Below are 26,386 nucleotides of genomic sequence, written 5' to 3'. Positions count from 1 at the left end.
GACCATGACGGTCGCAGCACACCCTGCCACCCACAGGGCCGCCCGCGGGCGGCAGATCACGGTTACCGGCATCGACGGGGCGGGCAAGTCCACTCTCGCCGCTCGCCTGCACCTTGCCCTGCTCGACGCCGGCCACCCGGCCATCCTTGTCGGCAAGCACACCACCGACGTCCTCATGGACCCTGATCTATCCGCCTATCTGGACCGGCTCAACGAACTCGTCTACCGCCGCGACGTGCGGGTCGCCCAGGCCTGCGGCGACCACTACTGGCTGCTGGCGCTGGCTGCCTGGTATTCCCTCCAGGACAAGCTCGTTATCCAGCCCGCGCTGGCCGCCGGTACCCACGTCATTCTCGACAACGCGCACCACAAGATCCTCGCGCGCTACGCGGTCAACCCGGCCGTCCCCACCCACCTTGCCGAGCAGGTATTCGCCCACCTCACCGAACCCGATCTTGTGATCTTTCTGCGCATCGGCGCCCACGAAGCCCTGCGGCGCAAGGGCGAGTTCACCTCGCTGGAAACCGGCCACTCCGGCAGCGGCGACGAGGACTTCATCCGCTACCAGGACACCGTCCTGGCCCAACTGAACGAACAGGAACAACGCGGCAACTGGCTGTCCCTGGACGTCACCGACATGGACCGCGACACCGTGTTCAAGACCGTCGCCGACGCCCTTGCCGGCCGCCTCAAGCTCGCCATCTGAACCACGCTCACCCCACGACGAGGAACACATCGTGCCAGTGCCTCTGTTCGAAGCCGCCGAGTACGTGTGCCACGGCGTCACCTGGGCGACCAGCGATCCCCGGCTGCTGCTCGCTCCGCTCCCCGGTGGGCCGCTGGCGTACGCCGAGTTCATGGGCCAGCGCCTCGGCTTCCGAGTGACCGACGCCGGCCGTTGGTGCACGGGTCGGTACCAGTTCGCCCACTCCGTCCGTGTGGAGGCCCTTGCCTGCCCCCACCGCGCGCCCGCGGAGCAGAGCGGGCAGTGCGCCCGGTGCGCTCGGCAGGACGATTTCCGCTTCGCCCACCAGTTCCATCAGGGCGGCCACGCCCCCGAGGCGCTCGTCCGCTACATGGCCCAGCCGCATTGGCTGTACCTAGCGACCTTCGCCGACGGAGCGACCAAGGTCGGCACCGCCGCCGAGCCACGCAAGCGCTCCCGCCTCGACGAACAGGGCGCACTTTTCGCTACCTACGTGACCAAGAGCCCCGACGGCCGCGCGGTTCGGTATCTCGAAGACGCACTCGCCCGCCGCCTGCAACTGCCGCAGACCGTACGGACCGCGGCCAAGCTCCAGTCCCTGACCGGCCTGATCGACCTGGCTGCCGCCCGCACTGCCCATGAGGAGCATGTCGCGCACGCCGCCGACGCGCTCACTGATATGAACGCTCCGCTGGTGCTGGAGGCATGGACCCCGCCAGCCGAAGGGGACCTCCTTCGCACGGGCAGGACTAAGCGGGCGCTCTATCCGTACGACCTACGGAAAGGTGAGCACGGCTTCGCCACCGTCTCCTGCATCGGTTCACAGATCCTCGCCGTCCTCGACCGAGACGAGGAGATGCACTACGTCCTCGACCTCGGCGCGCTCACCGGCCGCCGCATCGTCCTCGGCCCGTTCTCCTCCCCGAGTGCCGCGGTCCAGGCTTTCCTGTTCTGAACCTCAGCCCTGCGACCGAGCGCGACTCTTCTCCCCAAAGCGAGGTACAGCATGGCACCCCAGGACGCCCTTCTCGGCTGGGACGAAGACACCACCGCGGAGGCGTACGCCGCCTTCACCCGCGACTTCCCCATGTACGGCGCTACCAGCCGCGACCTGGCCCGGCGCGCAGGCCTCTACGTCAGCCGCCTGGTGGTCGACCTGTGCGGCGGAGCCGGCGCCACTGCCGAGGCGGTCCTCGCCCTGGTCCCAGCCGAGGCCCGGGTCATCTCCCTGGACAACGCCGCCGCCATGCAGCGAGTTGGTCGACGTACCGTGACCGACCCGCGCCTGTCATGGGTCACCGCCCAGGCCGAGGAGCTCGCTGAGCACGTCCCCCGCATGGTCGACGCCGTGGTGTGTAACTCGGCGATCTGGAAGACCGACGTCCCGGCCGTGTTCACCGCGGTTCGGAGCGTTCTGCGGCCCGGCGGCCGGTTCGTGTTCAACGTCGGCGGTGGCTTCGCGGGAGTCGCCCACCCGGACGAGAAGACCGCGCACACTGGCCCCTCGCTCACCACACTGATCCACCAGATCACCGTCCGCGAGTACGGCCACACGCCGCCCCTAGCCATGGAGGCACAACCCAAGCTGTCACTGGAGGCCGCCACCGAGCACCTAGCCGCCGCAGGGCTGACCGTCCTGGACACCGAGGTCACCGCTCAGCACAGCACCATGGCGGAGAAGAAGGCATGGCTCTCGATCCCGATCTTCGCCCGGCCCGTCGGCGACTTCACCCACGAGCAGCGCCTGGAGATCCTGGACAAGGCGTATGCCCTGACCACCCCCGAAGCTCCGATCGTGACGAGTTGGCTCGTCGTCGTCGCCCAACGGCCTGGGGAGAAGCCATGACCGCACTGGCTTTCCCCGACACACTTTGCGACCGCACAAGCGTCGGGGTGCTCATCTCCTCGCCGGCCGGACTCCTGATGTTCGAACGGGGGACGCCACCCCCCGGTATCGCCCCCGTTGCCGGTCACATCGACCAGCACGGCAGCCCCGAGCAGGCCGCGATCGCGGAGGTCGCCGAAGAAGTAGGCATGGCAGTCACCCACCTCGACCTGCTGCTGACCGCATGGCGGCTCAACCGGTGCCGTCGCTCGATCAGCGGCGAAGTCGGCCACCGCTGGTGGATCTACCAGGCTCAGACAACCGGTCCACTCCGCCCGTCCGCTCGAGAGGTACGCGCTCCCCGATGGATACACCCTGATCAGCTCCAGCGGTACGCGCAACGCACCGCTGCCTACGCCACCGGGCATATCAGCGAACCGGAGTTCAGGGAGCAACCTGGGCTGACGCCGGTATGGGCCCGCTTCCTGCACGACCTTCGGCTTCTGACGCTGCCATACGACGTCCTCGCCCAGATCGACAAGATCATCTGATGGGTGGTCCGCGACGGGGCTCAGCCCACCTCGCCCAGGTGCTCGGCCGCCAGGCTGCGCACGTGCGTCTGGATACGGTCGCGATCCTCGGGGAAGACGCTCTCCCACTCGTCGCCGAGTTGGAACCACTTCGGCGGCTGGCCGCTCTGTCCGTGGAGCGGGACATCACGGTCGATGATCGCGGCATACGACAGGCCCAGCGTCGGCGACCAGTCCGCACGGTAGGAACGTACGGATACCGCCGCCGGAACTGGCAGCAGCTCAGCCCGCAGACCGGTCTCCTCAGCGAGTTCGCGGGACGCGGCGGCTCGTGGTGTCTCACCTGGCTCGACCTTGCCTCCGGGCGGCACCCAACCGCGCCAGCGATGCCTCACAAGCAGGACGTGCTTGCAGGTGGGGTCGGTCACCCAGACCTCCGCCGCCAGCGGCTCCATTGGCCTTTGACGGGCCCGATCCAGCCAGGCCCGAGCGTCGTCGAACTCCAGTACAGCGAGGCGAGCATCAGCGATCGCCGCGTCCAAGGTCACTTGTCCAGGCACACCGTGAGTCACCCGCCACACCCTATGCCGCCACCCGGCTCGGTCCGTGGATGCGGCCGGATGACCCTCCGGGCGCGCACCGTGTAGGCAGCGAGCGGAAACCAGAGCGACGACATGGAGAGGCACGCTGACGTGCCCGCTCCTGGAGGAGGTACCAGCCATGGACAATGACGCGCAGCCGCGAGGCACCTGGGTCGTCCTGGGAGGAGTCCATCTGCTGAATGGGATCGCGCCCCGCCGCCCGGACGAACCGATCGTCCTGGTCCGGGTGCCTTCGCAGGAGGTCTGCGTCCCGAGCATCACGGTAGTCGTGAGGTGGGACGCGCTTGGTATGTGCCAGGTCACCGCCCTGACCGCAGAAAGCACCCCGCTCGGAGGCGGCCTGATTGAGGGCAGTGCCCTGCTGCCCGACGCCATGGCCGGCGCGGCCCTGCGCGAGATGATCGGCGAGGCCTCCGATCCTGGTCTGGTACCGCTGTGCTACCTGGCCGAACACCCTGACGGATACCACGCGTACGCGCAGATCCGGTTCCACCCCGAGGACGCCTGCTTCGTCCGCGTCACTCGCGAGCCGGTCGGCGGAGGCTCGGTGGAAGCGCTGCGCTGGCTGGACCCGATGCTGGCCGCACACAGGACGTCGGCGCTCCGGCTCAACAACCACCTGAGGTACTTCCACACCCACTTCGCGGGCACAGAACTGGAGTACAAGTACAACCTGGCGCCGGGCACGGACATCTGGGCGGCCTCGATGGAGCTGCTGAAGGCCCTCCGTTACGGCGAGCTGCCCGACTGCCGGCCGGAGTACCGCGACGAATTCCAGATCTACTCCTTCGAGAACCATCTTTTCGAGGTCACAGCCCCCGACGCAGAACGCGGCTACGCGTCTTTCATCCCCACCGTCGAGGGGAAGCACGTGCTGAAGCGCAAGTGGTATGCGGAGGACACCTTCGCACGCCGCGAGCAGCTGTACACCGACATCGAGGTCGCTCCAGACGGCTTCGGAGAGTACCTGCGCTCAGGACTCGGCCTCCAGGTGCGGGCTATGCCGCCCTTCCGGCGCGTCCGCTACGACGTCCAGTGCGAGTCGATGCGCACCGGGCACGTCTATGGCATCTTCTTCGATCACTGCTCCCTTATGGCGGCACCCGAGGTGGTCCTGTCGCAGTGTGAGCTGGAGTACCGGCGCTCGCGGAGCCTTCTGGAGCATGACGAACATGAGGTACTGCGGGAGATGGAACGCATCGACCGCTGGCTCTCGGACCACCTTTCGACAAGCGGCTTGGCAGAGCAGCGCACCTTCTACTCCAAGCTCAGCTTCTTACGCGACACCGTCGCCGCCCGACCTGAGCTGGCCCCTAAATCAACAATGACCCGCTGAGCCACCTGCAAATTGCGCCGTTGAAGGAAGTGTGAGTTTATGGGCGACGGACATCACGGATGGCTGCCGCCCGCGCAGGACCTTGACGACCCCGACGTCCTCATGCGCGCGATCGAGCTGGCGCTCGACCTGATCGAGGACGCCCCCGCCACGCCGATCGCCCGGTCCGCGCTCTTCGCGATGACGCTGCGCTGGCTGACCGTCGTGGATCTGATCGTGAGTCCCCACCGTTTGCCGGGGCTCAGTCGAGGCCCGGCCTGCAAATACGTGGCTCTCAGCCAGCGTGGCCGAACTCCTCGCGGACCTCGCGAATCACTTTCTCGGCATTGCTGTCGACCGCAGCTTGCTGCACCAAGGCGCGCCGGAGCTCGGCTTCCTTCTCGTTGAGGTTCTCCAGGATTCGCGCGGCCTCTTGCGCGACGTCGATGCGTCGGTTGCGCAGCGCCTGCTCCAGGGTGTCCTGGGCCTGCTTTCTGATTCGGAACCCCTCGGGGTCGCGCAGCATGGCCTCTCCAGATGCGGCCACCGTCTTCGACTCTTCCAGGAGTTGCTGCAGCCGGGTGAGGTCCGGCATGTTCGAGTTAGTCACGTTGGTGACCATAGCCGCCGCCCCCGACAATCTGTCCTGCTTCGGGCACAGGGACCGGCGGGGCGGCCGTAGCCGCAGGCAACCCGCCGGCTCAGACCCACCGAGATGGGACCTGCCTCCACCGTACGGCCGCGGCCGGCGCCGGCCTACTGATGGACGCCGAGTAGCCGGCCTACTGATGGACGCCGAGTAGTCGGTCGGCAAGCTGGAGCAGTCCTTCGGCCATGATCAGAAGCTCGGCCGCCCTCAGGGCGGTCTTACTTCCTTCCACCCAGGCATGCGCCATCTTGACCTCGGGGACCGTCGGCATCGGGGGCTTTTTGAGGGCCACGATGGGGAGGGCGAAGTCTTCTTCGGACGCGATGCCGATGGGGTAGATGGTCTGGACGGAGAGGCTGCCTGTTGTTGTTCCACTGCCGGTGGCGCTGAGCTGAAGCGTGCCTGGCTGCGCCTGAAGCTCTTCGAGGAGGTTGACGGTCGCGTCGGCAACGGCCTGGATCTTGCGGAAGACGGCCAGCACTTCGGCCGGTACCTCGATCGGGTCGCTCACGGAAATCCCCTCCCAAGCTGCAAACCTCCTGGTACAACGGCCGAGCCGAAGCCGAGAAGGTCAGGAAGGCGTACGAGAAGCTACGCAAGGCTCGCACCGAGATGCGCGAGCTTCAGAGCTGACCAGGCACCTCCTAGCTGGAGGTTGCCCGGCATTCGTGGCAGGTGTTGCCCGTTTGCACAGGAACCTCCCCCCTGCCCACGGGGGGCACTACGATCTGGAATCTGTGGCGGAATTACGAGAGCCAACCCCATGGAAGGAGTCTGCTATGCGCTTGACAAAGGAAGTGATCCAGCAATTACTGGACCAGAATGAGGGCTTCGTAACGGAGACCACCAACCGCCAAAAGAACATCACGGAACATAGGACGTATAGAATTTCGAGTGGACAGTTATATATTCGTTCGTACGGCAAGACTTCGTGGGCAGACAGTCGCTTTGATAGTGAATACCCAGCCGACGAAGGGCAAACAAGAAGGTTTCTAAGGAACTATCTGGGTTCCTTGAACACCGTCGGGCTGGAGTGAGTGCGCTCACGTACCCCCGAGCGACTCCGGGCTCGGTCTCGATGAGGATGCCGCGGCTGACCAGGCGCTTGAGCGCGCTCGACGTCCCCATAGCATCGCCGTCGATGACTTCCACAGGCCGCTTGGAATCGAGTCTGGTCGACACTCATTGGAGGCGACACGATGGTGGGAGCGGCCCGAGACCCGAGGCACTTGAAGAACGCGGCCGCAGAGGTGGGGGGCAAAGCCTCCATTGGAGCAGCAGGTGTGGCGGTCGTGGGGACTGTGCGGGTGTTGGCGCGCTGCGTCGCCCTTGCCTGCGAAGAGCGCGGCGAAGAGGAGTGAGCGAGCGCCGACCGTCAGCCGGGTGGGGTCTCGGGTTGAACTGGACAAGTGAGTCTCTCCCGCTGGGTGTGCCTCGACGGGCTCGACCCAACTCAGCGATCGCCGCACGCCCCGCGGATACACCCTCAACTGCGAAGAACCCCGAAAGTGAGCAGCGGGACGTCGAACAGGTTCGGCTGCCGGGGGCGGGTCAGGGGGGGATCCGTGATCTCCACGATGACGAGCTCGGCGATGAACTGCACCTGAGCAGCAAGCAGGTGGCTGGTTCGTCCGTCGGCGGAGTCGGCTTTCAGCCCGGCGGTGACATGGATGTGCGGCGCCAGGCAGTCCCTGTCGGTATCCCAGGCCAGCGTTCCGCCGCCGAGCACCTCGAGCGTCTTCACTTCGATGTGATCCCACAGTGGGGCCTCGGGATGCTGCAGAGGGCCGCAGGTACCGACCAGCTTGGCGGAGCCGAACCCTCCGATGAAGGTGGGGATGTAGCCGGCGCGGATCTCGTGCTCGGCGCAGAGCTTCTCCAGTGAGGTGAAGAAGTCTTCCCCGTGGTCGATGGCGAAGATGAACTCCCGGCCTCGGCTGAACTGGGTGGCGCGCATGCGGATCTCCTGCTCGTAAGTGTGATCAGCAGCGTTCGGCGAACGCGGTCTCGACCGTCGCGCGATCGGCTCCTGCCCGCAACTGGGCCATGAGCAGCAGCCGCGCCTTATACGGATCCAGCGGGCCGGCGCTGATCAGTCCACGGGCCAGCAGGTCGCTCTCGGAGCCGGGGAAGGCGTAGGTACTGGAGAGGACGCTGCCTGCACCGGTCCGGGAGGCAAGCACCACCGGAATGCGCTCGGCCAGCCGCTGGCAAGGCTCGACCCAGGTCTGCGGTACGTGGCCGGCACCGAACGCCGCGATAACCGCACCATCCGCGCGGCCCGCGAGGCCGTCGAGCACTGAGCTGTCGCCCCCTAGGGTCGTGTGTACGATCTCGACGGTGGCCGGCCGTACCGGCGGCGGCACTGCGCGGTGACGTTCGGGTGTGAAGTGCAGCCGCGAAACCCCTTCGATCACGTGTCCGATAGGACCGGCGCCCGGTGAGGCAAAGGCGGCGATGCTGGTGGAGTGGACCTTCCGGACGTGGCGTGCCGCGTGAACCTCATCGGCGAACACCACGAGTGCTCCCAGGCCGCGGGCATCGGTGCTGGCGGCGGTGCGCACCGCCGCCAGCAGGTTTGCCGGCCCGTCGGCCCCCGGCATGGCGGCGTTGCGCATTGCCCCGGTTAGCACGAGGGGCGCGTCGGCGTCGTAGAGAAGATCCAGCAGGAAGGCGGTCTCTTCCAGGGTGTCGGTTCCCTGTGTGACGACGAAGCCGTCCGAGCCGGTGGCCCCAGCTTTGCGAAGTCGCTCGGCAAGCTCGGCGATGTCGTCCACGGTGAGCGACGCGCCCGGGACCCGGCGGAAGTCCTCAACGCTGATCGCGGCCCCTTCACCCAGACCGGGCACCGCGGCGACAAGGTCGGCTCCGGTCAGGCGTGGCGTCACCCCGCCGGTCTCACCGGAGGTTTTGGTCATCGCGATGGTGCCGCCGAGGGTGACCACCAGGATGCGGCTCTTGTCTGGCACAGGGTGCCTTTCTATGGGAGGGGCCGACTGCTGGACAGGGTCAGCCTTGCGGGCCTAACCATCGGGGGCAAGGCTTCCAAGAAAGCGCAGCACCTCATCAAGGGCGTCGATGCTGATCAGTCTGCTGCGCGGCCTCACCACGTTGGCAAAGCCGCAATCACCCAGGTCATTGCACCGATTGGTGACCCATTTCCAGTCCAGGTCGAGATAACCGGCCAGAGCGCGCAGCCTCGTCTCGGGGTCGGGGCCCTGCAGGATGCTCTGCTCGGCAGCGTCCCTGACGGCCTCGTGGTAGCTACGCAGGTCAGCCCGTCCAGTGGTGATGTCCGCCACCCAAAGCGCTTCGGTACGCACCCAGTTCGCCACGATCGCGCGCTCGCCGGGCACCAGCGCGAACCCGTCAACCGCGGAGTACTCGGGGTGCGTCGTGACCTGGACGCGGATGCCGTACATCTCCATTAGCGCGATAGCCAGAAACAGCAGCACGCGCTCGTAGCGGCCGGTGCGGGCGATTTCGTTCTCCGGGATGCAGAACGTCCGCGCCAGTGAGTTGGCCGCGCCACCGAACCGCTGCCGAAGGCCGCGCAGGTAGGCGATCTTATGCCGGAAGAACAGCCAAGCAGCCGCCTCCTCACCCGTCTGCTCTCTGGTCCAGAACAGCGGCGGTTCCGGCGCTCCATCGAGATGACGTTGGATGTGCTGCGCGCAGAACGAGGAGCCGAGCCATCTCGCCCCGACCGACGTGAGCAGAGGCAGGGTCATTCGGCTGGGTGCCGAGCGTGGGAGCTGCAGATAGGTCTTGAGCACCTGCTGCTCTTCATCCAGAACCCGGTCGTCTGCAAGGAGCGCGTCGTCGAGCTGCACCAAGGACCACAGAATGCCGTACGAAAGGTCGTCCAGCTCGTGGGCAGCGGGGACCGCAAGTCCTTCATCCTGTGGGGTGAAGGCGGCCAGATTCTTGCGGGCGTTCACGGAGTCGATTACGTAAAGACGCAGGTCGTCGCCTTGCTCCTCCACCCCGACGACCAGGCCACGCCGAGCCTGCCGGAGGAACCTCGCAAGGGCTCCAGGGTTCGGAGGATGAAGAGTCACCTCGTCATCGCGCCGTACCGCCGGGAGGAAGTGGACAGCGGAGGTGGTGCCGTCCAGGACCTTGCGGCCCGCCAGTTCCCAAGAGTCCGCGACATCATCTGCTGCGGACAGGAACAGCCGCGACGTGGGCCATCTCTGGCCAATTTTCATGGACGCCCGTAGGCCACCGCGGTCGTGGACCGTCTTTCGGGCTTCGAGGACATCAGGCGCCGGCGCGAACAGCTCCGTCCGGGGAAACCCCAGGAGACGCTCCAGCACCCGCGCCGCGTCCTTCTGCGGGCGCCCGTACCAGTCGCCGGTGAACCAACGGTCGAAGGTGCGCCGAGCCACCGTGACGCTTGCAAGCCGAGGATCACGAGTCTCCTTGGCGAGCGCCCGTGCCGCCTCCTCGAAGTGGTCGCAGAACACCACCCAGTTGTCCCAGTGGCGCTCCTGGACCAGGAGGCGGAACAACGTGGGGCGGGGCATCGCGTCAGTCCTCCCGAGTCGAACGTCGGACAGGTGTCCAGCGGCGCAAGAGCGGCAGGTGCCAGATGGAGCAACGGGCTCCCCGCCCGCTGTGCCCCCGGGCCAGGATCCTCCCTCCATCCGGGGTTAGCAACATGGTCGAGCAAATTGCTCAATAGATGGTTGTATCGACTCGTGGAGAGCCGTCACACTGGCCCCCGTGCCGGAAATGAAGCAACCGCCATGGTCGCTGCTCGTCAGTGAGGTCGGGCTTCGCTTCGAAGAATTGCGCGAGCGCCGCAACATGACGCAAGGCGATGTCGCCGAGCACCCAGTGCTACGCGAACGCGGCATAAGGATCGACAAGAGCGGACTGAGCAGGCTGGAGCGAGGTCGACGACGCCGGGTCTCGCGCGAGCTGGCCGAGGCTCTGTTGGACTGCTATCAAGCCGACGCCACCGAACGCTCCGAGATCCTGCAGCTTGTGAACGCGGACACAATGCCGACCGGCCGACCACGGCCTGCGCTGTGGCGGCGCAACGAGGCGCTGCTTGGCCCCATGCAGTTCGAAGGTTTTCTGAAGATGGAGCGTCGGGCCGCCGCACTCTTCAACTACGAGAGGACTCTCATTCCGGGACTCCTCCAGACTCCGGACTACGCCCGGATTGTGATCGCTGGTATGCGTCCCGAACTGAGGCCCGCGGAGGTCAGAGCCCTCGTAGACGTTCGCATGGACCGGCAGCAGCAGATGTCGGACGGCGCACTCAAGGACTTCCGCGCTCTCATCGACGAGGGCGCGCTCCGCCCCATCGTCGGAGATCAGGCGGTGACTCAGACACAGCTGGAGCGACTGCTCGCCGAATCCGAGCGACCCCGAAACGCAATCCGGGTCCTGCCGGACTCGACCGGATGCCACCCCGGGATGGCGGGCCCCTTCGTGCTCATGCACTTCCCCGAAGCCGCCCGTGCCGTCGCGTGGGTGGAGACCATGGCCAGTTCGGTGTACTTCGACGACGAGGCGGACGTCGGGCGCTACACCCAGGTCTTCACCGATTTGTGGGAGCGGGCGCTCAGCCCCGACGATACACGTGCACTTCTCAAGGAAAAGATCAAGGAGCTACAGCAGTGACACCGCGCAAGCCGCACCCGTCTTCTTTCGACCTGACCAATGTCGAGTGGGCGGTGTCCCGGCACAGCGGAGGTGGTGGAAACTGCGTTCGCGTTGCCGTCGTAGATGGCTACGTCCTGCTCGGCGACTCCCAGACTCCCAACCGTGAGCCCCATGTCTTCACGCCCGCCGAAGCCAAGGCGTGGCTGCTGGGGGCGAAAGAGGGAGACTTCGACTTCCTTCTCAACCTTTAGAGAGTCGTGCCAGCGAGGTCGCCCACCGCGCGCGGCCTTCCGTTGTATGAGTGACCACCACGCCGGAACCTCTTTCCGGCCCTCATTTAGAATCGGCCGCGCAGGTCGTGACCGGTGCTGCCGCCGCGAGATCTGAATCTCAAGGACGCCGCGGGCTCGCACGAGCGTATGTGACGTTGTCACCTTCCCATCACTGTTCCGTCTGCCGAGAAGGTGACATGGTCGGATTTGCCGATCTTGGCATGACGAGTACGACGTTCATCGCGACAGCGACTGATCATCGGAGGCGGCGTGCACAACCTCGAGGCATCCGGGCGGCACAAGGCTGTCCTCGGAATGATTCATTTGCAGCCCCTGCCGGGGACACCGTTTCATCGCGAGGGCAGCTTCGAGCAGATCCTCGACGACGCTGTCGCTTCGGCTCGTGCACTGGACGAGGGCGGTGCGGACGGGTGTCTGATCCAGACCGTGGACCGTGTCTACAGCACCGGCGAGCAGTCCGATCCGGCGCGGATCGCGGCGATGAGCGTCATCACTCGCGCCGTCGCGCAGGTCACCCGTCGTGAGTTCCATGTCGGGGTGCAGCTCATGCGCAACGCGGTGCAGGCGTCGCTGGCTGTGGCGAAGGTCGCCGGTGGCTCCTTCGTACGCGCGGGCGCCTTGGTGGGCGCAACTCTGACGACGCACGGCATGGTCGAGGCCGATCCCCTGTCCGTGATGGAGTACCGCAAAAAGATTGACGCCTGGAACGTCGGCATCATCGCCGAGGTGGAGTCGATGCACTACACCTGGTTCGGCGGCGGCAAGACCGTCGGGCAGGTGGCGAAGGCGGCCCGGCAGGTCGGTGCGGACGCCGTCTCCCTGTGTCATGAGGATGAGGCGATCGTGTTGGAGATGATCGCTGCGGTCCGCGCCGCAACGCCGGATCTGCCGATCATCCTGGCCGGCCACACCAACCATGACAACGCCGCTCGGCTGCTGAGCGCGGCGGACGGTGCCTTCGTCGGGACCTGCCTGGAGCGCGGCGGCTGGGGCGGGCTCATCGATGTCGGGAAGGTCAAAGCGTACGTAGAGGTCATGCGCGGGCTGCAGCCGTGAGGGCGGCGGCGCAGGCTATGCCCCGCGATTGACGAGACGGAAGGCGGACCACCGTGCATCACCCCTACACGCTGGAGGAGATGCTGGCTCAAGGCGACGCTCTGGCCGCAGACCTCCGCACTCTGATCGGCCCCACTGCCGAGCAGGTGGAGATGCTGCTGGACGACGCCCGTTGGGTGACGGCGTCCGGCATCTACCTGACGGGGGACGGCGACTCCTTCCACGCCTCGCTCTCCTCGGAGTTGGCCTTCGAGTCGCTGGCCGATGTCCCCTGCGAGCCGTTGAGCGCGCTTCGGCTTCTTCGGTACGGCGCGGCTTGGGACCGTCCTCCTGCCCTTCCCACGGGGACAGTCGTGATCGCCACGTCAGCCTCGGGCCGTACTGAACGGGTCCTGCAAACACTGGAGCGGGTCCGCGACCATGGAGCACTGACCCTGGCCATCACCACCACTCCCGGCAGCGCGATCACTCGTGCCGCTGATCATGCGCTCGTGCTGCCGCTGACCGGCGCCAATCCGTCGCCAGGGATTCGGACCTACCAGGCGAGCCTGCTGGGGATGGCCATGACCGCCATCGGCCTGGGCCACCGTCGGGACCGAAACTCGGCGGCGGAAGCCGAGCAGTTGCGCAGTGAGTTGCTCGCCGCAGCCGACTCCATTGAAGTCACTGCGACGGTGGCCAGGGAGCGATGCGAACAGCTCGCAGCGCGGATCGCCCACGCGCCCGTCATGATCATGCTCGGCAGCGGTCCTGGGTACGGCACCGCACAGTTTGCCGCGGCGAAGGTCGTCGAGGCGGCCGGAGTGTTCGCTGCCGGTCAGGATCTGGAGGAATGGGAACACGTCGAGGCCCTGGCCCGCCCACGGGACTTGCCCACCTTCGTGATCGCGCCTCCGGGCCGCAGCCACGACCGCGCACACGCGGTTCTCGACAGAGCCCGCTCCTTCGGCAGGACCGTCATCGCAGTAGCCGACGCCGCCGATGACGAGCTGGCCAAGGCGGCTGACGAGGTACTGCCGGTACACGGCGAGGTACGCGAGGAATTCTCCCCGCTGCTGTATCACGTCTTCGCGGGATACCTTGCCTGCTTCGTGGCCAGGCGGCTGGGACGACTCCCCTTCGAGACCAATCGTCAAGCGTGATTTCGCGAGTTCGTCCGCTACTTAGGTCATATGGTGTGCGATCAGTGGCGGTTCGCGAAGGTACAGCCCGTCGGGTGGACGTGCACGGCGGCCTACGCAGCGGCGGCCGTAGCCGGCCGCTATAGGACACCGAGGCGGTCCGAGCGGCCGCGCACGTGATCTCGCCAGTGTGTCTATCCGCATTCAGAAGAGTTCGTCCTGGATGCCTTCGATGGCGGGCAGCCGCTTGGGCGGCAGGCCGGCGACCGTGTCCATGGCGTGCAGGCTGGCCCAGCGGCCCGCCGTGGCGTTCTCGGCGAGGATGCGTTGCAGCACCTGGATGGTGACCCTTACATCCGGCATCGCCCGGTGCCGATCGGCGGGGACCGGGATGCGCAGGTAACGCGTCAACGCATCCAGCCCGTGCGAGGGCAACTCGGGGTAGACGGTGCGGGCCAGGCGGACGGTGTCCAGCAGTGGGGTGGCCGCCAGGGCTGGGCAGTGCGCCGCGTGGTGGGCGATCAGTGTGGCTTCGGTGCCGGCGCCGTGAGCGACCAGCCGGTACGGCGGCGCGTCCAGCAGGGCATCCAGGGTGGCCATGACGTGCTCGGGCCCAGCCACTCGGGCCAGCATCGCTGCCGTGATGCCGGTCTGGCGCGTGTCGAAGGCGGTGACCGGCACGTCCGCGGGCGGCCGGATCAGCGACTCAAACCGCCAGGTCTCCTGTAGTTCGCCGTCCGCGGGGACCAGTGCCACGGCCGCGACCTCGATCGGCACCGGCGATCGCCCCGCCGGGGTGAGCCCTTCGAAGTCGATGACCACGAAAGTGTGGCGGGCGAAGTCCGAATCAGCGGCCAGCTCCATGCCCGGGCGTGGCGTCAGTTGGTAGGTGGGCTCCATGCCAGAGTCTCTTTTCCGATGGTCTACACGCGGGCCTGTTGCCCTTGGTGGCGTTACAGCAAGCGCTGTGGCTGCCTGCCAGTCCGACGGCACGGCGCGTACGAGACGACCAAGAGGGCTCCAAGCGGTGCGGATCGGGTCCGCCGCCGCGATGGCGGGCATCATCGCCGATCGAGGCGGTCGTCGTCGTGAGGAGGCGTTGTCACTGGTTGGTCTGCGCTGGAGTCAGGCGAGCTTGGCGCAGCACCTGCCGCACCGACGCTTCCAGCGGGCTGTCTTCGCCGATGACCGTCTCGCACCCGTCCGGGAGCAGGTCGCGCTCGCGGTACCACTCCCGCATCTGGTCTGGGGTGAACTCCGACCGCTGGGGGCGGCTGTCATGCCGCCGGAGCGTCTCGGGAAAGGACACGTCCAGGTAGAAGAAGGCGCTGGTCCCGGTGTGGTCACGGCGTAGGGACTGCAGCATCGCCCCGTACCGGCTGGCGGTGAGGATGCCTTCGAGCAGGACGTGATACCCGTGATCGAGGGAGTACCGGACGATCGTGTCGATAAGGCCGATGTTCACACCGCCGTCCACGTCCCGTTCTCGCAGCAGTTCCCGCCGTACGACGTCCTGGCCGACCAGCGCCAGGCCACGGCCATAGGCAGCCCGCACGGCCCGGGCGACGCTGGTCTTCCCAGAGCCGGAGTTCCCGCGGAGAACGATCAAACGGGTATCGAGAGAGCCGGTACGCACCGGCTCAGGGTACGAACAGTCCGTGGGCGACACGCCGGCTTTCCCTGCTGGTGACGTCCCGCCCAGTGGTGTACGAGCTGCCTCCACGTGAGATTTGGAAATACCCCGGCGCCAGGCCGTGCGCGGATCGTAGTGTCGGAGCCGTCATGAGCGGCTCCGCGTCATACCTGGCCTTCGTCGCCTCCGTACCCCGCCTTCGTGCTGCGGCAGGCGCATTGCTCCGAGACAACGAGGGGCGGGTGCTTGTCGTGCACCCGGTTTACAAGGACGAATGGGACATCCCCGGCGGGATGGTCGAGGCAGGGGAGTCCCCCGTCAGTGCTCTGCTCCGTGAACTACAGGAGGAGCTGGGCATCGCACCGCCGGTGGGGCAGCTCGCATGTGTCGACTGGGTGCCACCGGCACCGCCCTGGGACGCCGGGCTGATGTTCGTCTTCAACGCAGGCGTGCTCACTGACTCCCAAATTGCGGCGCTCCGCCTGCAGCCCGAGGAGCTCGACGAATACGTATTCGCTCCTCCCGCGGACTTGGACAAGCTCTTGCCGCCAGGCCTGGCGAGGAGGATGACCGCGGCGATCTTGGCGGCAGACGCCGGCCAGACTGCTTACCTGGAGGACGGCCTCATCCGCCTGCTCCCGTAGCCGGATCCATGCGCGGGCTCGTAGGTTAGCGCCGCCGTCGCGGTCGGCAAGCGCCACAGCCAGTACCTCGTGGGCCAGCGGGCGCAGTAAGTAGCCGCTACGGACAGCGATGGCCGGACTGTTGGCGAGCAGGTAACCGCCGTCATTGGCGGTTTATACCTTGCCGCCTTCAAGGCTGCGGTTCGAGACGTTCACGGAACTCCTGAGCACATTTAGGGCGCTCTAGAAACAAGCGCCCATCAGGCGGAGAATCACTTAATTTTGGCGGTTTGGGCTCCACCTCTCACACCACAAGAGGGCAGCCACCATAAGAGCTTAGCCGGTTGATAAATCGCGGGTAATGATTGAATGACCAGACCGTTAGGCGCCACGGTTGGGCCACTACTCTAATCTGGCGACTGCTTGTAGTGGACCAATTTCTACGGTGAAGGTGCTGGCCGGTGAGGGTTGTTTCGCGATGCCCAAAACGAGCCTTGCCCTTGGTGGCGATGTTCGTCGTCACGGCAAGCGCTGTGACTGCCTGCCAGTCCAGCAGCACCGCTCCAGAACCAACCCTCACCATGACGCCGCCCTCGCCCACTCGGACGGCCACCACGAGCGAGGATGCCGTCCTTGCCGTATACCGCAACCTCTACCCCGCCGGCCAACGCGCCGAGCGGGCTTACCCAGCAGAGCGCAAGGCGATCCTTGAACAGGTAGCCACCCAGCCTCTCCTGAGCCGGATGTTGCGAGGAATCGCTGCGCTCCGCGCCACTCACCGGGTGACATGGGGAAATCCCGAACATCACCCGTTCGACGTACGGATCGAGAGAGATCGCGCCACCCTCCACGACTGCCAAGATGCCCGGAAAGGCGGTCAGGCAGACGATCGGACAGGAAAGCGCCTCACGCATGGAACGAGTCGCATTCATCTTGTCGCCACCCTCGCGAAGAGCGCGGATGGCGCCTGGCGAGTGTCGAAGGTAGAGCAGGTGAAAGAGCCTTGTTCGCCTACGGCATGACTTATGTCCTGATCGCCGGACTTGCCATTGCCCCACTCGGAGACGGGGACGGAGATGGCGTCGGCGTGTCGAGTGACTACACGGGCTACATCATTTCGGCCAAGCGCCTGCCCCGTCCCGGGTCAGCGACTCCGACGGGCAAGGGATCGAAGGTCAGATGTTCTTACCAGCCGTGGTTCGCTGATGGGCGGGAGAACGGTGGTCTGGAGTTCGTCGATCCGGGCAGCAACCTGAGCAGCGAGCCGACCGGCAAGGGCGCCTATTACCTGGTCGAGTGCTCCGATGGCTACCGAGACGTCGTCTGGCTGAAAAAGCGGCGCGATGAGGTCACCCCGGAGCAGCTCGCTCGTCGAGCGTACAAACTGATCCCGATCACGCCGCCGACGGTGCTCACCGCTCCGCCACGCGAACAGAACGGGCTGGTCGGGCTCCCGCAGTGGTTCTTCCTAGCCGACGGGCAGTGGGCGCCCAAGTCCAAGAGACTGCACATCGGCACGGTCTGGGCCGCGGCCACTGCCACTCCCGAGCGGATGACCATCAGTACCGGCGACGGCCAGACGCTCACCTGCGACGGGCCCGGAACCGCGTACGACACCACTCGGCCTGCCGACCAGCAGAACTCCACCTGTTCGCACACGTACCAGCATCCGGCAAGCGCCTATCGGGTGACCGTGTCAGTGACCTGGAGCGGCACCTGGCGCGGCTCGGGTGGCACAGGCGGCACTCTGCCGCCCATCACGAAGTCGGTCACCTTCCCGATCCGCGTCATCGAAGCCCAGGCTCTCGTCACGAAGGGATAGCCCTATGCTCCAGCGCTCCACGCCGAGCAGGGAAGCGAGCCGGGCCACACACGTGCGCCCGCTACCGAGCAGGCGCAGCCCGGTGATGCTCGTGGTGAGCATCGCGCTGACCGCTCTCGGCGCGCTGATCGCCTGGCAGGTGTACGGCAGTGCCGGGCACCGGACGCCGGTCCTCGTCATGGCACGCGACGTTCCCCTCGGCCAGCAGTTGCAAGCACAGGACCTTCGGACGGTCGCGCTCGGCCTGGACTCGGGAGTACGGGCCGTGGAGGCTACCGACAAGAGCGCGGTCATCGGCAGACGCGCCGCTGTGGACCTGAAGGCCGGCAGCCTGCTGGCACCCACGCACCTGACCGGGACGCTCGTTCCGGCACCGGGACAGGTCGTCGTGCCGGTGGCGCTCAAGCCCAGCCAACTGCCTGCCAGGGGAATCCAGCCCGGTGATCGCGTCGTGGCCGCCGCCGTGGCGCCCGCCATCTCGAACGGGCAGGGCGCCCCGGCCGATCACCAGGCTCGGGTCGACCGCGTCGGCGAGCCCGACGCTGACGGACTCATCGTGATCGACCTCGTCGTCCCGGCCAGCGAGGGCAGTGCGCTGGCCCGTCAGGCTGCGGACGGGAAGATCGCGCTCATCCTCCAGTCGCGGGCGAGGTGAACATAGATGCTGACCGTCTTGTGCTCGGGCGGCCACAGTCCGGGCGTCACGACGACCGGACTGGCTCTCACGCTGGCCTGGCCGCGTGAGGTTCTGTTCGCCGAGTGCGATCCTGCTGGTGGCAGCGTCCTGTCCGGATATCTGGTCGGCCAACCGCAGGAACGCGGCCTGGGCGAGTGGGCGGTCCAACTCCGCCGCGGCGCCGACCCCGGCGCCACACTTCGCGAGCAGCTCTTGCATCTGGCCGGGACCGTATCCCGCCGGATCCTGCCAGGCCTCGCCGACCCTGCTCAGGTGGCCTCGGTCCGGCAACTCTGGGTGGACATCACCAAGACCTTCACCGCGACGCCCGGGGATGTGATCGCCGACGTCGGACGCGTCGGCGGCTCGGACACGCCTACCCCGCTGCTCGTCGACGCGGACCAGGTGCTCGTGGTCGCTCGTCCCACGCTGGTGGACCTGTCCGCGCTGGCTCCCCGCCTCACTGATATTCGAGCCCTGCGCGGTCGTCGGTCCGCTGCGCGGGCTCTGCTCGTCGGGGCCGGGCCGTACGGCCGCAAGGAGGTGGCGAAGACGCTCGGCGTGGAGGTGGTCGACCACCTTCCCCACGATCCGCGGGCCGCCACGGTGTTGTCGCATGGCATCGGCAACGAGCGATACGTCCCCCGTTCTCCACTGATTCGGGCCGCTCGTTCGCTGGCCGATCACCTCTGTGAGGAACCGGCACGTACCGGGGTGACAGTCTCGTGAGCTTCGACGTTCAGCAGGCGGTGCGCGAGGTCCTGCCCACGGTCACGCAAGCGCTTGATGCCGCAGCGGTCACCGGGGACGAGGCCGTACGCGAGTACGCGAGAGCAGTCATCACCGACCTGGTCCGCGAGCACGTGGACAGCAGAGCGCTGGCCGGCAGGGATGCGCCGACGCTGCAGGAGGAGCGCCGACTCGCGGAAGCGGTCTACAACGAGATCTTCGCGCTGGGGCGTCTGCAGCCGTTCGTCGACGACCCCGAGGTGGAGAACATCGACGTCAACGGCTGTGACCAGGTGTGGATCACCTACCGGGACGGCCGTAAGGCGCTCGGACCACCGATTGCCGACAGTGATGAGGAGCTGGTGAGCAACGTCCGCCGGTGGGCCGCCTACCAGGGACAGACCGCCCGGGATTTCTCGATCGCCCGGCCGCGTCTTCATCTGTCCGTCGGTCACCGGACCCGCATCGCCGCGCTGATGGGAGTCACGCCACGGCCGTGCCTGTCCATCCGTAGACACGGCCTGCTCGAGGCCGATCTGGACGACCTGTTGGTGAACGGCACCGTGGACAAGGGGCTTCGCGCGTTTCTCGCCGCCGCCGTACGTGCCCACAAGGACATCGTGATCACGGGTGGGATGGGTGACGGCAAGACCACCTTCGCCCGGGCGCTGGCCGCCGAGATCGACCCGGACGAGCGGATCGCCACGGTGGAGAAGGAGTACGAGCTCTTCCTCCACCTGCAGGCCGACCGGCACCGAGATGTGCTCGCGATGGAGGCCCGGGAGGGCAACACCGAAGGCTTGGGCGCGATCACGATGCGCCAGCTCATCGAGGACGCGCTTCGGTTCAACGCACGCCGGATCATCGTTGGCGAGGTCCGCGGCGACGAGCTGGTGCCGATGCTGGAGGCGATGAACACCGGCGGCTCTGGCTCCATCTGCACCATGCACGCCGACTCGGCCAACCAGGTGTTCGCCCGGATGCTGATCCTCGCCGGCTCCGGTGGCCTTTCCATCGCGCCGGACACGCTTTTCCGCACGATCGGCATGGCCGTGGACTTCGTCGTCCACCTGCGACACGAACTCCGTCACGACATCGACGGCTTGGTCAACCGCCGCTACGTCGCCGCGGTGAACGAGGTGCTCCCGCCGGGAGAGGGACTCGAACCGGCGGTCAACCACGTCTACGTCCCGGGGCCGGACGGCCGTGCCGTACCGAACACGATCCCGCAATGCATGGAGGAACTGGTGGCGGCGGGGTTCGATCCGGACCTGTTCGCGCCTCGGGGCTGGGATCGAGGGTACGCATGACCGGCTGGCTCGCCGCGCTGGCCGGCGCGGCGCTCGTCGCGGGACCTCTGCTCGCCATCGTGGGAATGCGCCGAGCCCCGGTACGGCCTCCGCACCCGGTACGGCGCCTGCCACGGATACCGGCCATTCCTACGACCGTGGTTGCGGGAGTTCTCGTGCTGACATGGTGGCTGACGGGGTGGCCGGTCGCCGCCCTTGGGGCCGCCGCGGGCGCTGTGACGCTGCCGCGGATGCTAAGCGCCAGCGGCAGCGGGCGGCGGATCGAGCGCCTGGAGGCGCTTCAGACGTGGACCCGTCATCTGGCCGACGTGCTGGGCGGCAGCGCGGGCATCGAGGAGGCGTTGCAGTCCAGCGCGGACAACCCGCCGCCGGCGATCGCCGCCGAGGTGCGGGCGCTGGCACGGCGGCTCGCCTATCGCACCCCGACCGAGCAGGCCTTGCGGGCGTTCGCCGATGACCTGAACGACCCGACCGGGGATGTGATCGCCGCAGCGCTGATCCTGGCCTGCCGCGCCCGCGGCAAGGGACTGCGAGAGGTGCTCCAGGGCCTTGCCCGTACGGTGGCCAAGGACGTGGCCGCACGGCGCGAGATCGACGCCGAGCGCGCCACCCATCGCACGACCGCCCGATGGGTCATCGGCGCGCTGCTCGGATACACCGCCTTCGCGCTGGTCAACCAGGCCTATGTTGCCCCATTCGGAACGGTCGGCGGCCAGCTCATTCTCGGCGTCGTGATCGCGTTGTACGCGGGTGCCTTCATGTGGCTGCACCGCCTGACCAGAGCGCCGAAGGGACATCGCTTCCTCAACCCGGCAGGTGATCCATCGTGATAGCGCTGGTTCTGACCTGCGGCGCATTGATCGGCCTCGGCGGAGCCCTCGCCATCGTGGCGGTCTTCCCCGCTCCGCCCGCGCTCGCACCGGCGATGGAACGGCTCAGGCCGGGTGGGAGCCGCAGCGAGCCGGACGGGGACTGGCGGTCGCGCATGGCGCGAAGACTGTCCGGAACGGTAATCGCCGCGCGGCTCCCGCAGGCGGATTTGGCAGTGCTCGGCAAGACGGCCGATGACTACCTCACCCAGAAGGGCGCGGTGATCGGACTCGGGGCGGCCGGTCCGGTCGTCTTCTGGGCGTGGTGCGCACTGCTCGGCGTCGCCCTTCCCTGGCCGGTCTCCTGGGGAGCATGCCTGGCCTTCGCCGTCGCGGCGTTCTTCGCCCCCGACGCCTCGATACGCGGCCAGGCCGCTGAGGCGCGGGCGGCATTCCGGCAGGCCATCGTGGCGTACCTGGATCTGGTGGCGCTCGCTCGCGCGGCAGGATCGGGGCCGGCCGAGGCGCTGGAGTCGGCCGCCAGGGTCGGCGGAGGGTGGACCTTCCAGCGGTTGTGCCTTGCGCTGGACCCCACACGGCGGGCCACCGCGAGCGCATGGGATGAGCTCACCCGGCTGTCCGAGGAGATCCGCGTTCCCGAGCTCGCCGACCTGGCCGCCATCGCCCGGCTCGCCGGAACTCACGGCGCCGGCATCCTCGACACCCTCATGGCCAAGGCCCAGTCCCTGCGCGAGGTCGAACTGTCGGCCGAGGTGTCCAAGGCCAAGTCCCGTACCGAGACCATGACCGTCCCGATGGCCCTGTCGGTCCTCGGGTTCCTGCTGCTGCTCGGCTATCCCGCCTTCGCGCGAATGACCGGCGGCTGACCCTTTCGGAGGTACCCACCGATGATCTACAGAGCCATGCTCGCGCTGGCCGTGCAGCTGGAGCGGATGTCGCTGGTTGTCAACCGGTACGCGCAGCGGCGCGGCGCGAACCCTGAACACGGTGGTTCGACGGTTGAATGGGTGATCATCGCAGCCGTGGTGTTCCTGTTGGCCATCGCCGTAGGCGCGAAGATCACGTCCGTCGTCAACGAACAGCTCGCCAAGATCAAATGAACGGGCGTGAGCGAGGATCGGCGACGCTGGAGGCCGCGCTGGTCTATCCCGCGCTCCTCCTGCTGGTCCTGCTCGCAATCAACGCCGCGCTGTGGTTTCACGCCCGGAACCTCGCGTTGGCGGCGGCTCAGGAAGGACTGCGAGCCGGGCGCGCGTACGGCTCCAGTCTTTCCGCTGGGCAAGCGACAGCCGAACGCTTCATACGGCAGGTCGGCGGGTCGTTCCTCACCTCCGCGAAGGTCAGCGTCGAGCGCACCGCGGACAGCCTCAGCGTGGCGGTCAGCGGCCAGGCGATCAGCCTGATTCCACTGTTGCCCCTCGATGTCGAGCAGGTCGCCCGGGCCCCGGTGGAGAAGTGGACATCCGAATGACGGACCTGCGTGAGCGCGGCTCGATGGCCTTGGAGACGGCGATCATCGCGCCCGCTCTGGTTGCTGTGCTGCTGATGGTGGTCGGACTGGGCCGCGTCACGCTCGCCCACGGTGCCATCGACGCCGCGGCGCGGGACGCGGCCCGGCAGGCTTCCATCGCCCGCGATCCAGCCGCGGCACGATCGGCCGCTCTGTCCAGTGCGCGGGCGGCGCTCGATCGTGAAGGGCTGGCGTGCTTGCCGTCGGTGACCGTCGATACGACAGGGTTCTCCACTCCGCTGGGGGTGCCTGCTGTCGTGGTCGCTCGTGTCGCTTGTGACGTGGACCTGGCCGACCTCGCCGTACCCGGAGTTCCCGGATCCAAGCGCCTGACCAGCAGCTTCAGCAGTCCGATCGACCCGCACCGCGCAAGGAGCGGACAGCCGTGACCCGGACCAAGGAGCGAGGCTCCGTCACCGCGTTCACTGCGGTGCTCGGCCTGGCGCTGCTGATCTGCGCCGGACTCGTCGTGGACGGCGGAGCCAAGATTCAGGCATACCGCGAGGCGTACGCCGTGGCCGAGGAGGCCGCTCGCGCCGGAGCTGGACAGGTGGACATCGACCACGCCTACGCCAGCGGCCGATTCGAAATCGACACTTCCAAGGCGTTGGCCGCCGCCCGGGCCTACCTGTCCTCCAGCGGGCACTCGGGCAACGCCTCTCTATCCGGCAACCGCACGGTCCAGGTGACCGTCACGGTGTCCCGGCCGACCATGCTGATCTCCCTGATCGGGATCGGCAGCGTGACCGCCACAGCCAGCGCCTCAGCGCGCATGTTCCAGGGCATCGAGCAAGGACGATCATGACGATGTACGGGCTGCGTCACCCCATCCTCGCCAAGGCAGCGGCGATCGCAGTGCTTACTGGGCTGCTCGCCGGAATCCCCGCCATCCTGCTGACCTTCTTCTGGCCGGTGGACCTGCCCACTCTCGACGACCTGGCCACACCCGCCGAACCCGTTGTGATCAAGACGCTCCTGCTCGCGACCGTATGGACGTGCTGGGCCCTGTTCGCCGGGGCCGTGATCGCCGAGTTGGTGGCAACGGCCCGCGCCAAGCGCGGGAGGGTACGCATGCCGTTCCAGCGACTGGCGGCCTACCTGATCACCACGATCACCGTGGCGACCACAGCTCCGGTTGCCGCATCCCGCGGAACCATCCCGGCGGCAGCGGCGGCAGTCACACCAGTGGCCTTGCCCTCGCATCACTTGACGGCGGCCGAGCCGAAGACGTCTGAGCCGGCCAAGCCGTACGCGACCTACGTGGTCCAGCCGAGAGACACGCTCTGGTCGATTGCCGACAAGCAACTCGGAGACCCGATGCGCTACCGGGAGATCGTCGCGCTGAACCAGGGACGCACCTTGGACGACGGGCAGACCTTCACCCGAGGAGACTGGCTGAGACCCGGATGGACCCTACGTCTGCCCGGTGACGCCGCCAGGAAGGAACGTCGCTCATCCCAACGCACCCATACCGTCAGGCCGGGCGAGAGTCTGTGGGAGATCGCCGAACAGCACCTCGGCGATGGCAGGCGATACAAAGAGATCTTCAGGCTGAACAGAGATCGGCCGCAGCCGGGCGGCGCCCGGCTGACCGATCCTGACGTGCTGGAATCCGGATGGCACCTCGTCCTGCCCGAACGCGAACAGAACGCCAGGAAGGCCGATCCGACCCACCACCGAGCCCCTTCGCCTCTTCCCACGACTACGTCGGCAACGCGGCCCGCTCACCACGATGACGTCTCACCTCGTCCCACGGCGGACTTCTCGCCGCAGCCAAGGAGATCGGCAGTCTGTTCCAGCGTGGTTGTGCTGCCCGAAGGCGGGATTATGGCGATCTCCTTCGCCGCCGGCGTGGCCGTCGCGCTCGCCTCCGCCCGGCTCCGCCATCGGCGACGCCTACCCGTCCCGGCCGTCGACGAGCCGCTCAGCGTGCCTGCTCCCGAACCGCAGGCGCCCGCCGTACGAGCGCTGGAACAGTCACACCGCCGCAGCTTCGCCGAATCAGAAGATGGACCACCGGACGACTTCGAACTGGTCACCTCCGCGTTCTCCATCGACCCGCCGCTCATGCTCAAAGCCGGGATCCGCGGCGAGGATCCGGTCTCCCTGGAGCTGTCCGGACTGAACCTGGCGTTGACTGGTCCGGGAGCCGAAGACTGCGTACGAGCGATCGTGCTCGGCCTCCTCACTCAGGCCGACCAGCACCGCGCCGAGATCGTCATCCCCTCCCAGGACGCCGTACGGTGGTTCGGCGAGACCATCACCACGCTGACCGGCCACCTGCCGGGCCTCCGGCTGATCGCCACTTTGGACGAAGCCGTCGACCACCTGGAGGAACAGTTCGTCGCCCGCCGCCGCATCCTCCGCGACCACGACACCGACGACATCCCCCAGCTCCGCGAGGCTGAGCCCGGCGAGCCGCTGCCCGCGCTGCTGTTGACCGCCTGCGCTGCGGACGGCCACGCGTACCTGGACACCCTCATGAGCTTGGGGTCCACCTTCGGCGTCGGGTCCGTCCTGATAGGGCGATCGCCGTCCGGAACCACCTGCGAGGTCGACCAGGAACATCGAGTAGCCGAGGCGACCGGCACCCTGGAGAAGGAACTCCGCGACGTCACGCTGTTCCACATGCCGGCCAATGCGGCGGCGACAGTGCTCCACACACTCGCCGTGGGGAACGGCATGCCGGGCGAGCCAAACGAGAAGCCGGCTGAACTCGAGGTCCCGCCACCCAGCACCGCACTCCAACCGGTCCGGTTCGCCATCCTCGGCGCACCGGTCATCGAGGTGAACGGCACGCCGGTGGACATCTCCGGCCGCGCCAAAGCATTTGAGCTGTTCGTCCTGCTGGCCGTCCACCCCAAGGGCCTGGATCGCGAGGAGATCTGCGAGCATCTCTGGCCGGATCTGGAGGAAACGCTGGCCGGGTACCGCTTCCACGCCGCGCTCAAGGACCTGCGCGCCGCGCTGCGCGGAGCCTCCGGCGTGGGCGAGAAGGAAGCCAGCTTCGTCGAACGAAGCGGCAAGACGTACCGCATCGAGGCGCAGCGCGTCGACGTGGACCTGTGGGCCTTCCACCGCGCGCTCGCCGACACGCGTACCGCCGCGGACGACGAGGCCAAGACAGCCGCGCTGGAAGCGATAGCGAGCCTGTGCCGGGGACGCCTGTGCCAGGGCCTCAAGTACGACTGGCTCGATCAGGACCACCGCTGGCCGCTGACCGTGGCCAGTGTGAAGGCCCTCCTTCAGCTCGGAGTGCTTCACAAACGCGCAGGGCGGAACGAGCGCGCGTTGGAGGTTTACGACCAGGCGTGCGCTCTCGACCCGGACATGGAGAGCGCAGCCAGGTCGGCCATCCGGCTCCTGATCGACCTCGGCCGCGCTGACGAAGCCCGCATGCGCGCTCGCCATCTGAAGGCCCGCCTCGATGCCCTCGGGGTGGCGTGCTCCTCCGAAACCCAAGCCCTTCTGGACCGGATGAATACCGCTCCGAAGCCGCCGGTCAGGCTTCAGACCCCACGGGCTTAGGGTTCGCTG

29 protein-coding genes are annotated in these 26,386 nt (G+C 67.3%); 21 read left to right on the top strand and 8 right to left on the bottom strand.

What is annotated here, in order from left to right; all coding sequences use genetic code 11:
- The first annotated feature begins 4 nt into the window (after window positions 1-4).
- Genes HHX37_RS22645 through HHX37_RS22630 form a run of 4 tightly spaced genes read left to right on the top strand, consistent with a single transcriptional unit; the run spans window position 5 to window position 3,082 of the window.
- A complete protein-coding gene (locus tag HHX37_RS22645) occupies window positions 5-706 on the top strand; it encodes a dTMP kinase (protein WP_182886674.1) in 702 nt (233 codons plus the stop codon).
- A 31-nt stretch (window positions 707-737) separates the two neighbouring features.
- The gene (locus HHX37_RS22640; RefSeq protein WP_220503059.1) at window positions 738-1,661 is read left to right on the top strand and encodes a DUF2797 domain-containing protein; all 924 of its coding nucleotides are present in this window, start codon (window positions 738-740) and stop codon (window positions 1,659-1,661) included.
- Window positions 1,662-1,712: 51 nt separating this feature from the next.
- Window positions 1,713-2,552, top strand: a complete 840-nt coding sequence (locus HHX37_RS22635) for a class I SAM-dependent methyltransferase (protein WP_182886673.1) — start codon at window positions 1,713-1,715, stop codon at window positions 2,550-2,552.
- Window positions 2,549-3,082 carry an NUDIX hydrolase gene (locus HHX37_RS22630; RefSeq protein WP_182886672.1) on the top strand — a complete coding sequence of 178 codons (534 nt, stop codon included), beginning with the start codon at window positions 2,549-2,551 and terminating at the stop codon, window positions 3,080-3,082. The genes HHX37_RS22635 and HHX37_RS22630 overlap by 4 nt, the downstream gene beginning before the upstream one ends.
- Window positions 3,083-3,102: 20 nt before the next feature.
- Here the strand turns inward: HHX37_RS22630 and HHX37_RS37850 are convergent, their stop codons facing one another.
- The gene (locus HHX37_RS37850; RefSeq protein WP_307800810.1) at window positions 3,103-3,609 is read right to left on the bottom strand and encodes an NUDIX hydrolase; all 507 of its coding nucleotides are present in this window, start codon (window positions 3,607-3,609) and stop codon (window positions 3,103-3,105) included.
- 172 nt (window positions 3,610-3,781) lie between these two features.
- On the opposite strand from HHX37_RS37850, the gene HHX37_RS22620 reads away from it, so the two are divergent.
- On the top strand, window positions 3,782-4,999 hold the full coding sequence (locus tag HHX37_RS22620) for a hypothetical protein (protein ID WP_182886670.1): 1,218 nt from the start codon (window positions 3,782-3,784) through the stop codon (window positions 4,997-4,999).
- A gap of 274 nt (window positions 5,000-5,273) precedes the next feature.
- Here HHX37_RS22620 and HHX37_RS22615 read toward each other — a convergent pair whose 3' ends face one another.
- The 5 genes from HHX37_RS22615 to HHX37_RS22595 form a co-directional block, all read right to left on the bottom strand.
- A complete protein-coding gene (locus tag HHX37_RS22615) occupies window positions 5,274-5,600 on the bottom strand; it encodes a hypothetical protein (RefSeq protein ID WP_182886669.1) in 327 nt (108 codons plus the stop codon).
- A 160-nt stretch (window positions 5,601-5,760) separates the two neighbouring features.
- On the bottom strand, window positions 5,761-6,138 hold the full coding sequence (locus tag HHX37_RS22610) for a hypothetical protein (RefSeq protein WP_182886668.1): 378 nt from the start codon (window positions 6,136-6,138) through the stop codon (window positions 5,761-5,763).
- Window positions 6,139-7,113: 975 nt separating this feature from the next.
- On the bottom strand, window positions 7,114-7,584 hold the full coding sequence (locus HHX37_RS22605; protein WP_182886667.1) for a PPC domain-containing DNA-binding protein: 471 nt from the start codon (window positions 7,582-7,584) through the stop codon (window positions 7,114-7,116).
- Between the two features lie 25 nt (window positions 7,585-7,609).
- Window positions 7,610-8,596 carry an asparaginase gene (locus HHX37_RS22600; RefSeq protein WP_182886666.1) on the bottom strand — a complete coding sequence of 329 codons (987 nt, stop codon included), beginning with the start codon at window positions 8,594-8,596 and terminating at the stop codon, window positions 7,610-7,612.
- 54 nt (window positions 8,597-8,650) lie between these two features.
- Complete coding sequence (locus tag HHX37_RS22595; protein ID WP_182886665.1) at window positions 8,651-10,156, bottom strand: transcriptional regulator, XRE family protein; 1,506 nt, start codon at window positions 10,154-10,156, stop codon at window positions 8,651-8,653.
- Window positions 10,157-10,364: 208 nt separating this feature from the next.
- On the opposite strand from HHX37_RS22595, the gene HHX37_RS22590 reads away from it, so the two are divergent.
- From HHX37_RS22590 to HHX37_RS22575, 4 genes are all read left to right on the top strand, one after another.
- Window positions 10,365-11,264 (top strand): DUF5753 domain-containing protein, encoded by a 900-nt coding sequence (locus tag HHX37_RS22590; RefSeq protein ID WP_182886783.1) that lies wholly within the window; start codon window positions 10,365-10,367, stop codon window positions 11,262-11,264.
- Window positions 11,261-11,497: a DUF397 domain-containing protein gene (locus HHX37_RS22585; protein ID WP_182886664.1), complete on the top strand. Its 237-nt coding sequence runs from the start codon at window positions 11,261-11,263 to the stop codon at window positions 11,495-11,497. The genes HHX37_RS22590 and HHX37_RS22585 overlap by 4 nt, the downstream gene beginning before the upstream one ends.
- 291 nt (window positions 11,498-11,788) lie before the next feature.
- Window positions 11,789-12,595, top strand: a complete 807-nt coding sequence (locus HHX37_RS22580) for a BtpA/SgcQ family protein (RefSeq protein ID WP_220503055.1) — start codon at window positions 11,789-11,791, stop codon at window positions 12,593-12,595.
- A 53-nt stretch (window positions 12,596-12,648) separates the two neighbouring features.
- Complete coding sequence (locus tag HHX37_RS22575; protein ID WP_182886663.1) at window positions 12,649-13,737, top strand: SIS domain-containing protein; 1,089 nt, start codon at window positions 12,649-12,651, stop codon at window positions 13,735-13,737.
- Between the two features lie 183 nt (window positions 13,738-13,920).
- Here the strand turns inward: HHX37_RS22575 and HHX37_RS22570 are convergent, their stop codons facing one another.
- Both HHX37_RS22570 and HHX37_RS22565 read right to left on the bottom strand, forming a co-directional pair.
- Entirely contained in the window at window positions 13,921-14,616 is a 696-nt protein-coding gene (locus HHX37_RS22570) for a PolC-type DNA polymerase III (protein WP_220503054.1), read from the bottom strand.
- A gap of 202 nt (window positions 14,617-14,818) precedes the next feature.
- Complete coding sequence (locus HHX37_RS22565; protein ID WP_310740473.1) at window positions 14,819-15,271, bottom strand: hypothetical protein; 453 nt, start codon at window positions 15,269-15,271, stop codon at window positions 14,819-14,821.
- Between the two features lie 227 nt (window positions 15,272-15,498).
- On the opposite strand from HHX37_RS22565, the gene HHX37_RS22560 reads away from it, so the two are divergent.
- From HHX37_RS22560 to HHX37_RS22505, 12 genes are all read left to right on the top strand, one after another.
- Entirely contained in the window at window positions 15,499-15,993 is a 495-nt protein-coding gene (locus HHX37_RS22560) for an NUDIX domain-containing protein (protein ID WP_182886661.1), read from the top strand.
- Between the two features lie 982 nt (window positions 15,994-16,975).
- Complete coding sequence (locus tag HHX37_RS22555) at window positions 16,976-17,794, top strand: hypothetical protein (RefSeq protein WP_182886660.1); 819 nt, start codon at window positions 16,976-16,978, stop codon at window positions 17,792-17,794.
- A gap of 4 nt (window positions 17,795-17,798) precedes the next feature.
- A complete protein-coding gene (locus HHX37_RS22550) occupies window positions 17,799-18,449 on the top strand; it encodes an SAF domain-containing protein (RefSeq protein WP_182886659.1) in 651 nt (216 codons plus the stop codon).
- A 6-nt stretch (window positions 18,450-18,455) separates the two neighbouring features.
- Window positions 18,456-19,199 (top strand): hypothetical protein, encoded by a 744-nt coding sequence (locus HHX37_RS22545; protein WP_182886658.1) that lies wholly within the window; start codon window positions 18,456-18,458, stop codon window positions 19,197-19,199.
- Window positions 19,196-20,509, top strand: a complete 1,314-nt coding sequence (locus HHX37_RS22540; RefSeq protein WP_182886657.1) for a CpaF family protein — start codon at window positions 19,196-19,198, stop codon at window positions 20,507-20,509. Before HHX37_RS22545 ends, HHX37_RS22540 begins: the two co-directional genes overlap by 4 nt.
- On the top strand, window positions 20,506-21,339 hold the full coding sequence (locus HHX37_RS22535) for a type II secretion system F family protein (RefSeq protein ID WP_182886656.1): 834 nt from the start codon (window positions 20,506-20,508) through the stop codon (window positions 21,337-21,339). Before HHX37_RS22540 ends, HHX37_RS22535 begins: the two co-directional genes overlap by 4 nt.
- Window positions 21,336-22,205, top strand: coding sequence for a type II secretion system F family protein (locus tag HHX37_RS22530; RefSeq protein ID WP_182886655.1), 870 nt, complete (start codon window positions 21,336-21,338; stop codon window positions 22,203-22,205). The genes HHX37_RS22535 and HHX37_RS22530 overlap by 4 nt, the downstream gene beginning before the upstream one ends.
- A gap of 21 nt (window positions 22,206-22,226) precedes the next feature.
- Window positions 22,227-22,439, top strand: a complete 213-nt coding sequence (locus HHX37_RS22525; RefSeq protein WP_182886654.1) for a hypothetical protein — start codon at window positions 22,227-22,229, stop codon at window positions 22,437-22,439.
- The gene (locus HHX37_RS22520) at window positions 22,436-22,810 is read left to right on the top strand and encodes a TadE/TadG family type IV pilus assembly protein (RefSeq protein ID WP_182886653.1); all 375 of its coding nucleotides are present in this window, start codon (window positions 22,436-22,438) and stop codon (window positions 22,808-22,810) included. The genes HHX37_RS22525 and HHX37_RS22520 overlap by 4 nt, the downstream gene beginning before the upstream one ends.
- Window positions 22,807-23,238, top strand: a complete 432-nt coding sequence (locus HHX37_RS22515; protein WP_182886652.1) for a TadE/TadG family type IV pilus assembly protein — start codon at window positions 22,807-22,809, stop codon at window positions 23,236-23,238. Before HHX37_RS22520 ends, HHX37_RS22515 begins: the two co-directional genes overlap by 4 nt.
- Window positions 23,235-23,654, top strand: coding sequence for a pilus assembly protein TadG-related protein (locus HHX37_RS22510; RefSeq protein ID WP_182886651.1), 420 nt, complete (start codon window positions 23,235-23,237; stop codon window positions 23,652-23,654). The genes HHX37_RS22515 and HHX37_RS22510 overlap by 4 nt, the downstream gene beginning before the upstream one ends.
- Window positions 23,651-26,377, top strand: coding sequence for a LysM peptidoglycan-binding domain-containing protein (locus tag HHX37_RS22505; RefSeq protein ID WP_182886650.1), 2,727 nt, complete (start codon window positions 23,651-23,653; stop codon window positions 26,375-26,377). The genes HHX37_RS22510 and HHX37_RS22505 overlap by 4 nt, the downstream gene beginning before the upstream one ends.
- Window positions 26,378-26,386: the final 9 nt, after the last annotated feature.

Source organism: Microbispora sp. H10885, from assembly GCF_014161415.1.
GTDB classification, from domain to species: domain Bacteria; phylum Actinomycetota; class Actinomycetes; order Streptosporangiales; family Streptosporangiaceae; genus Microbispora; species Microbispora triticiradicis.
Note: the sequence above shows the minus strand (reverse complement) of the source record. Positions and strands in the feature narration are given on the sequence as shown.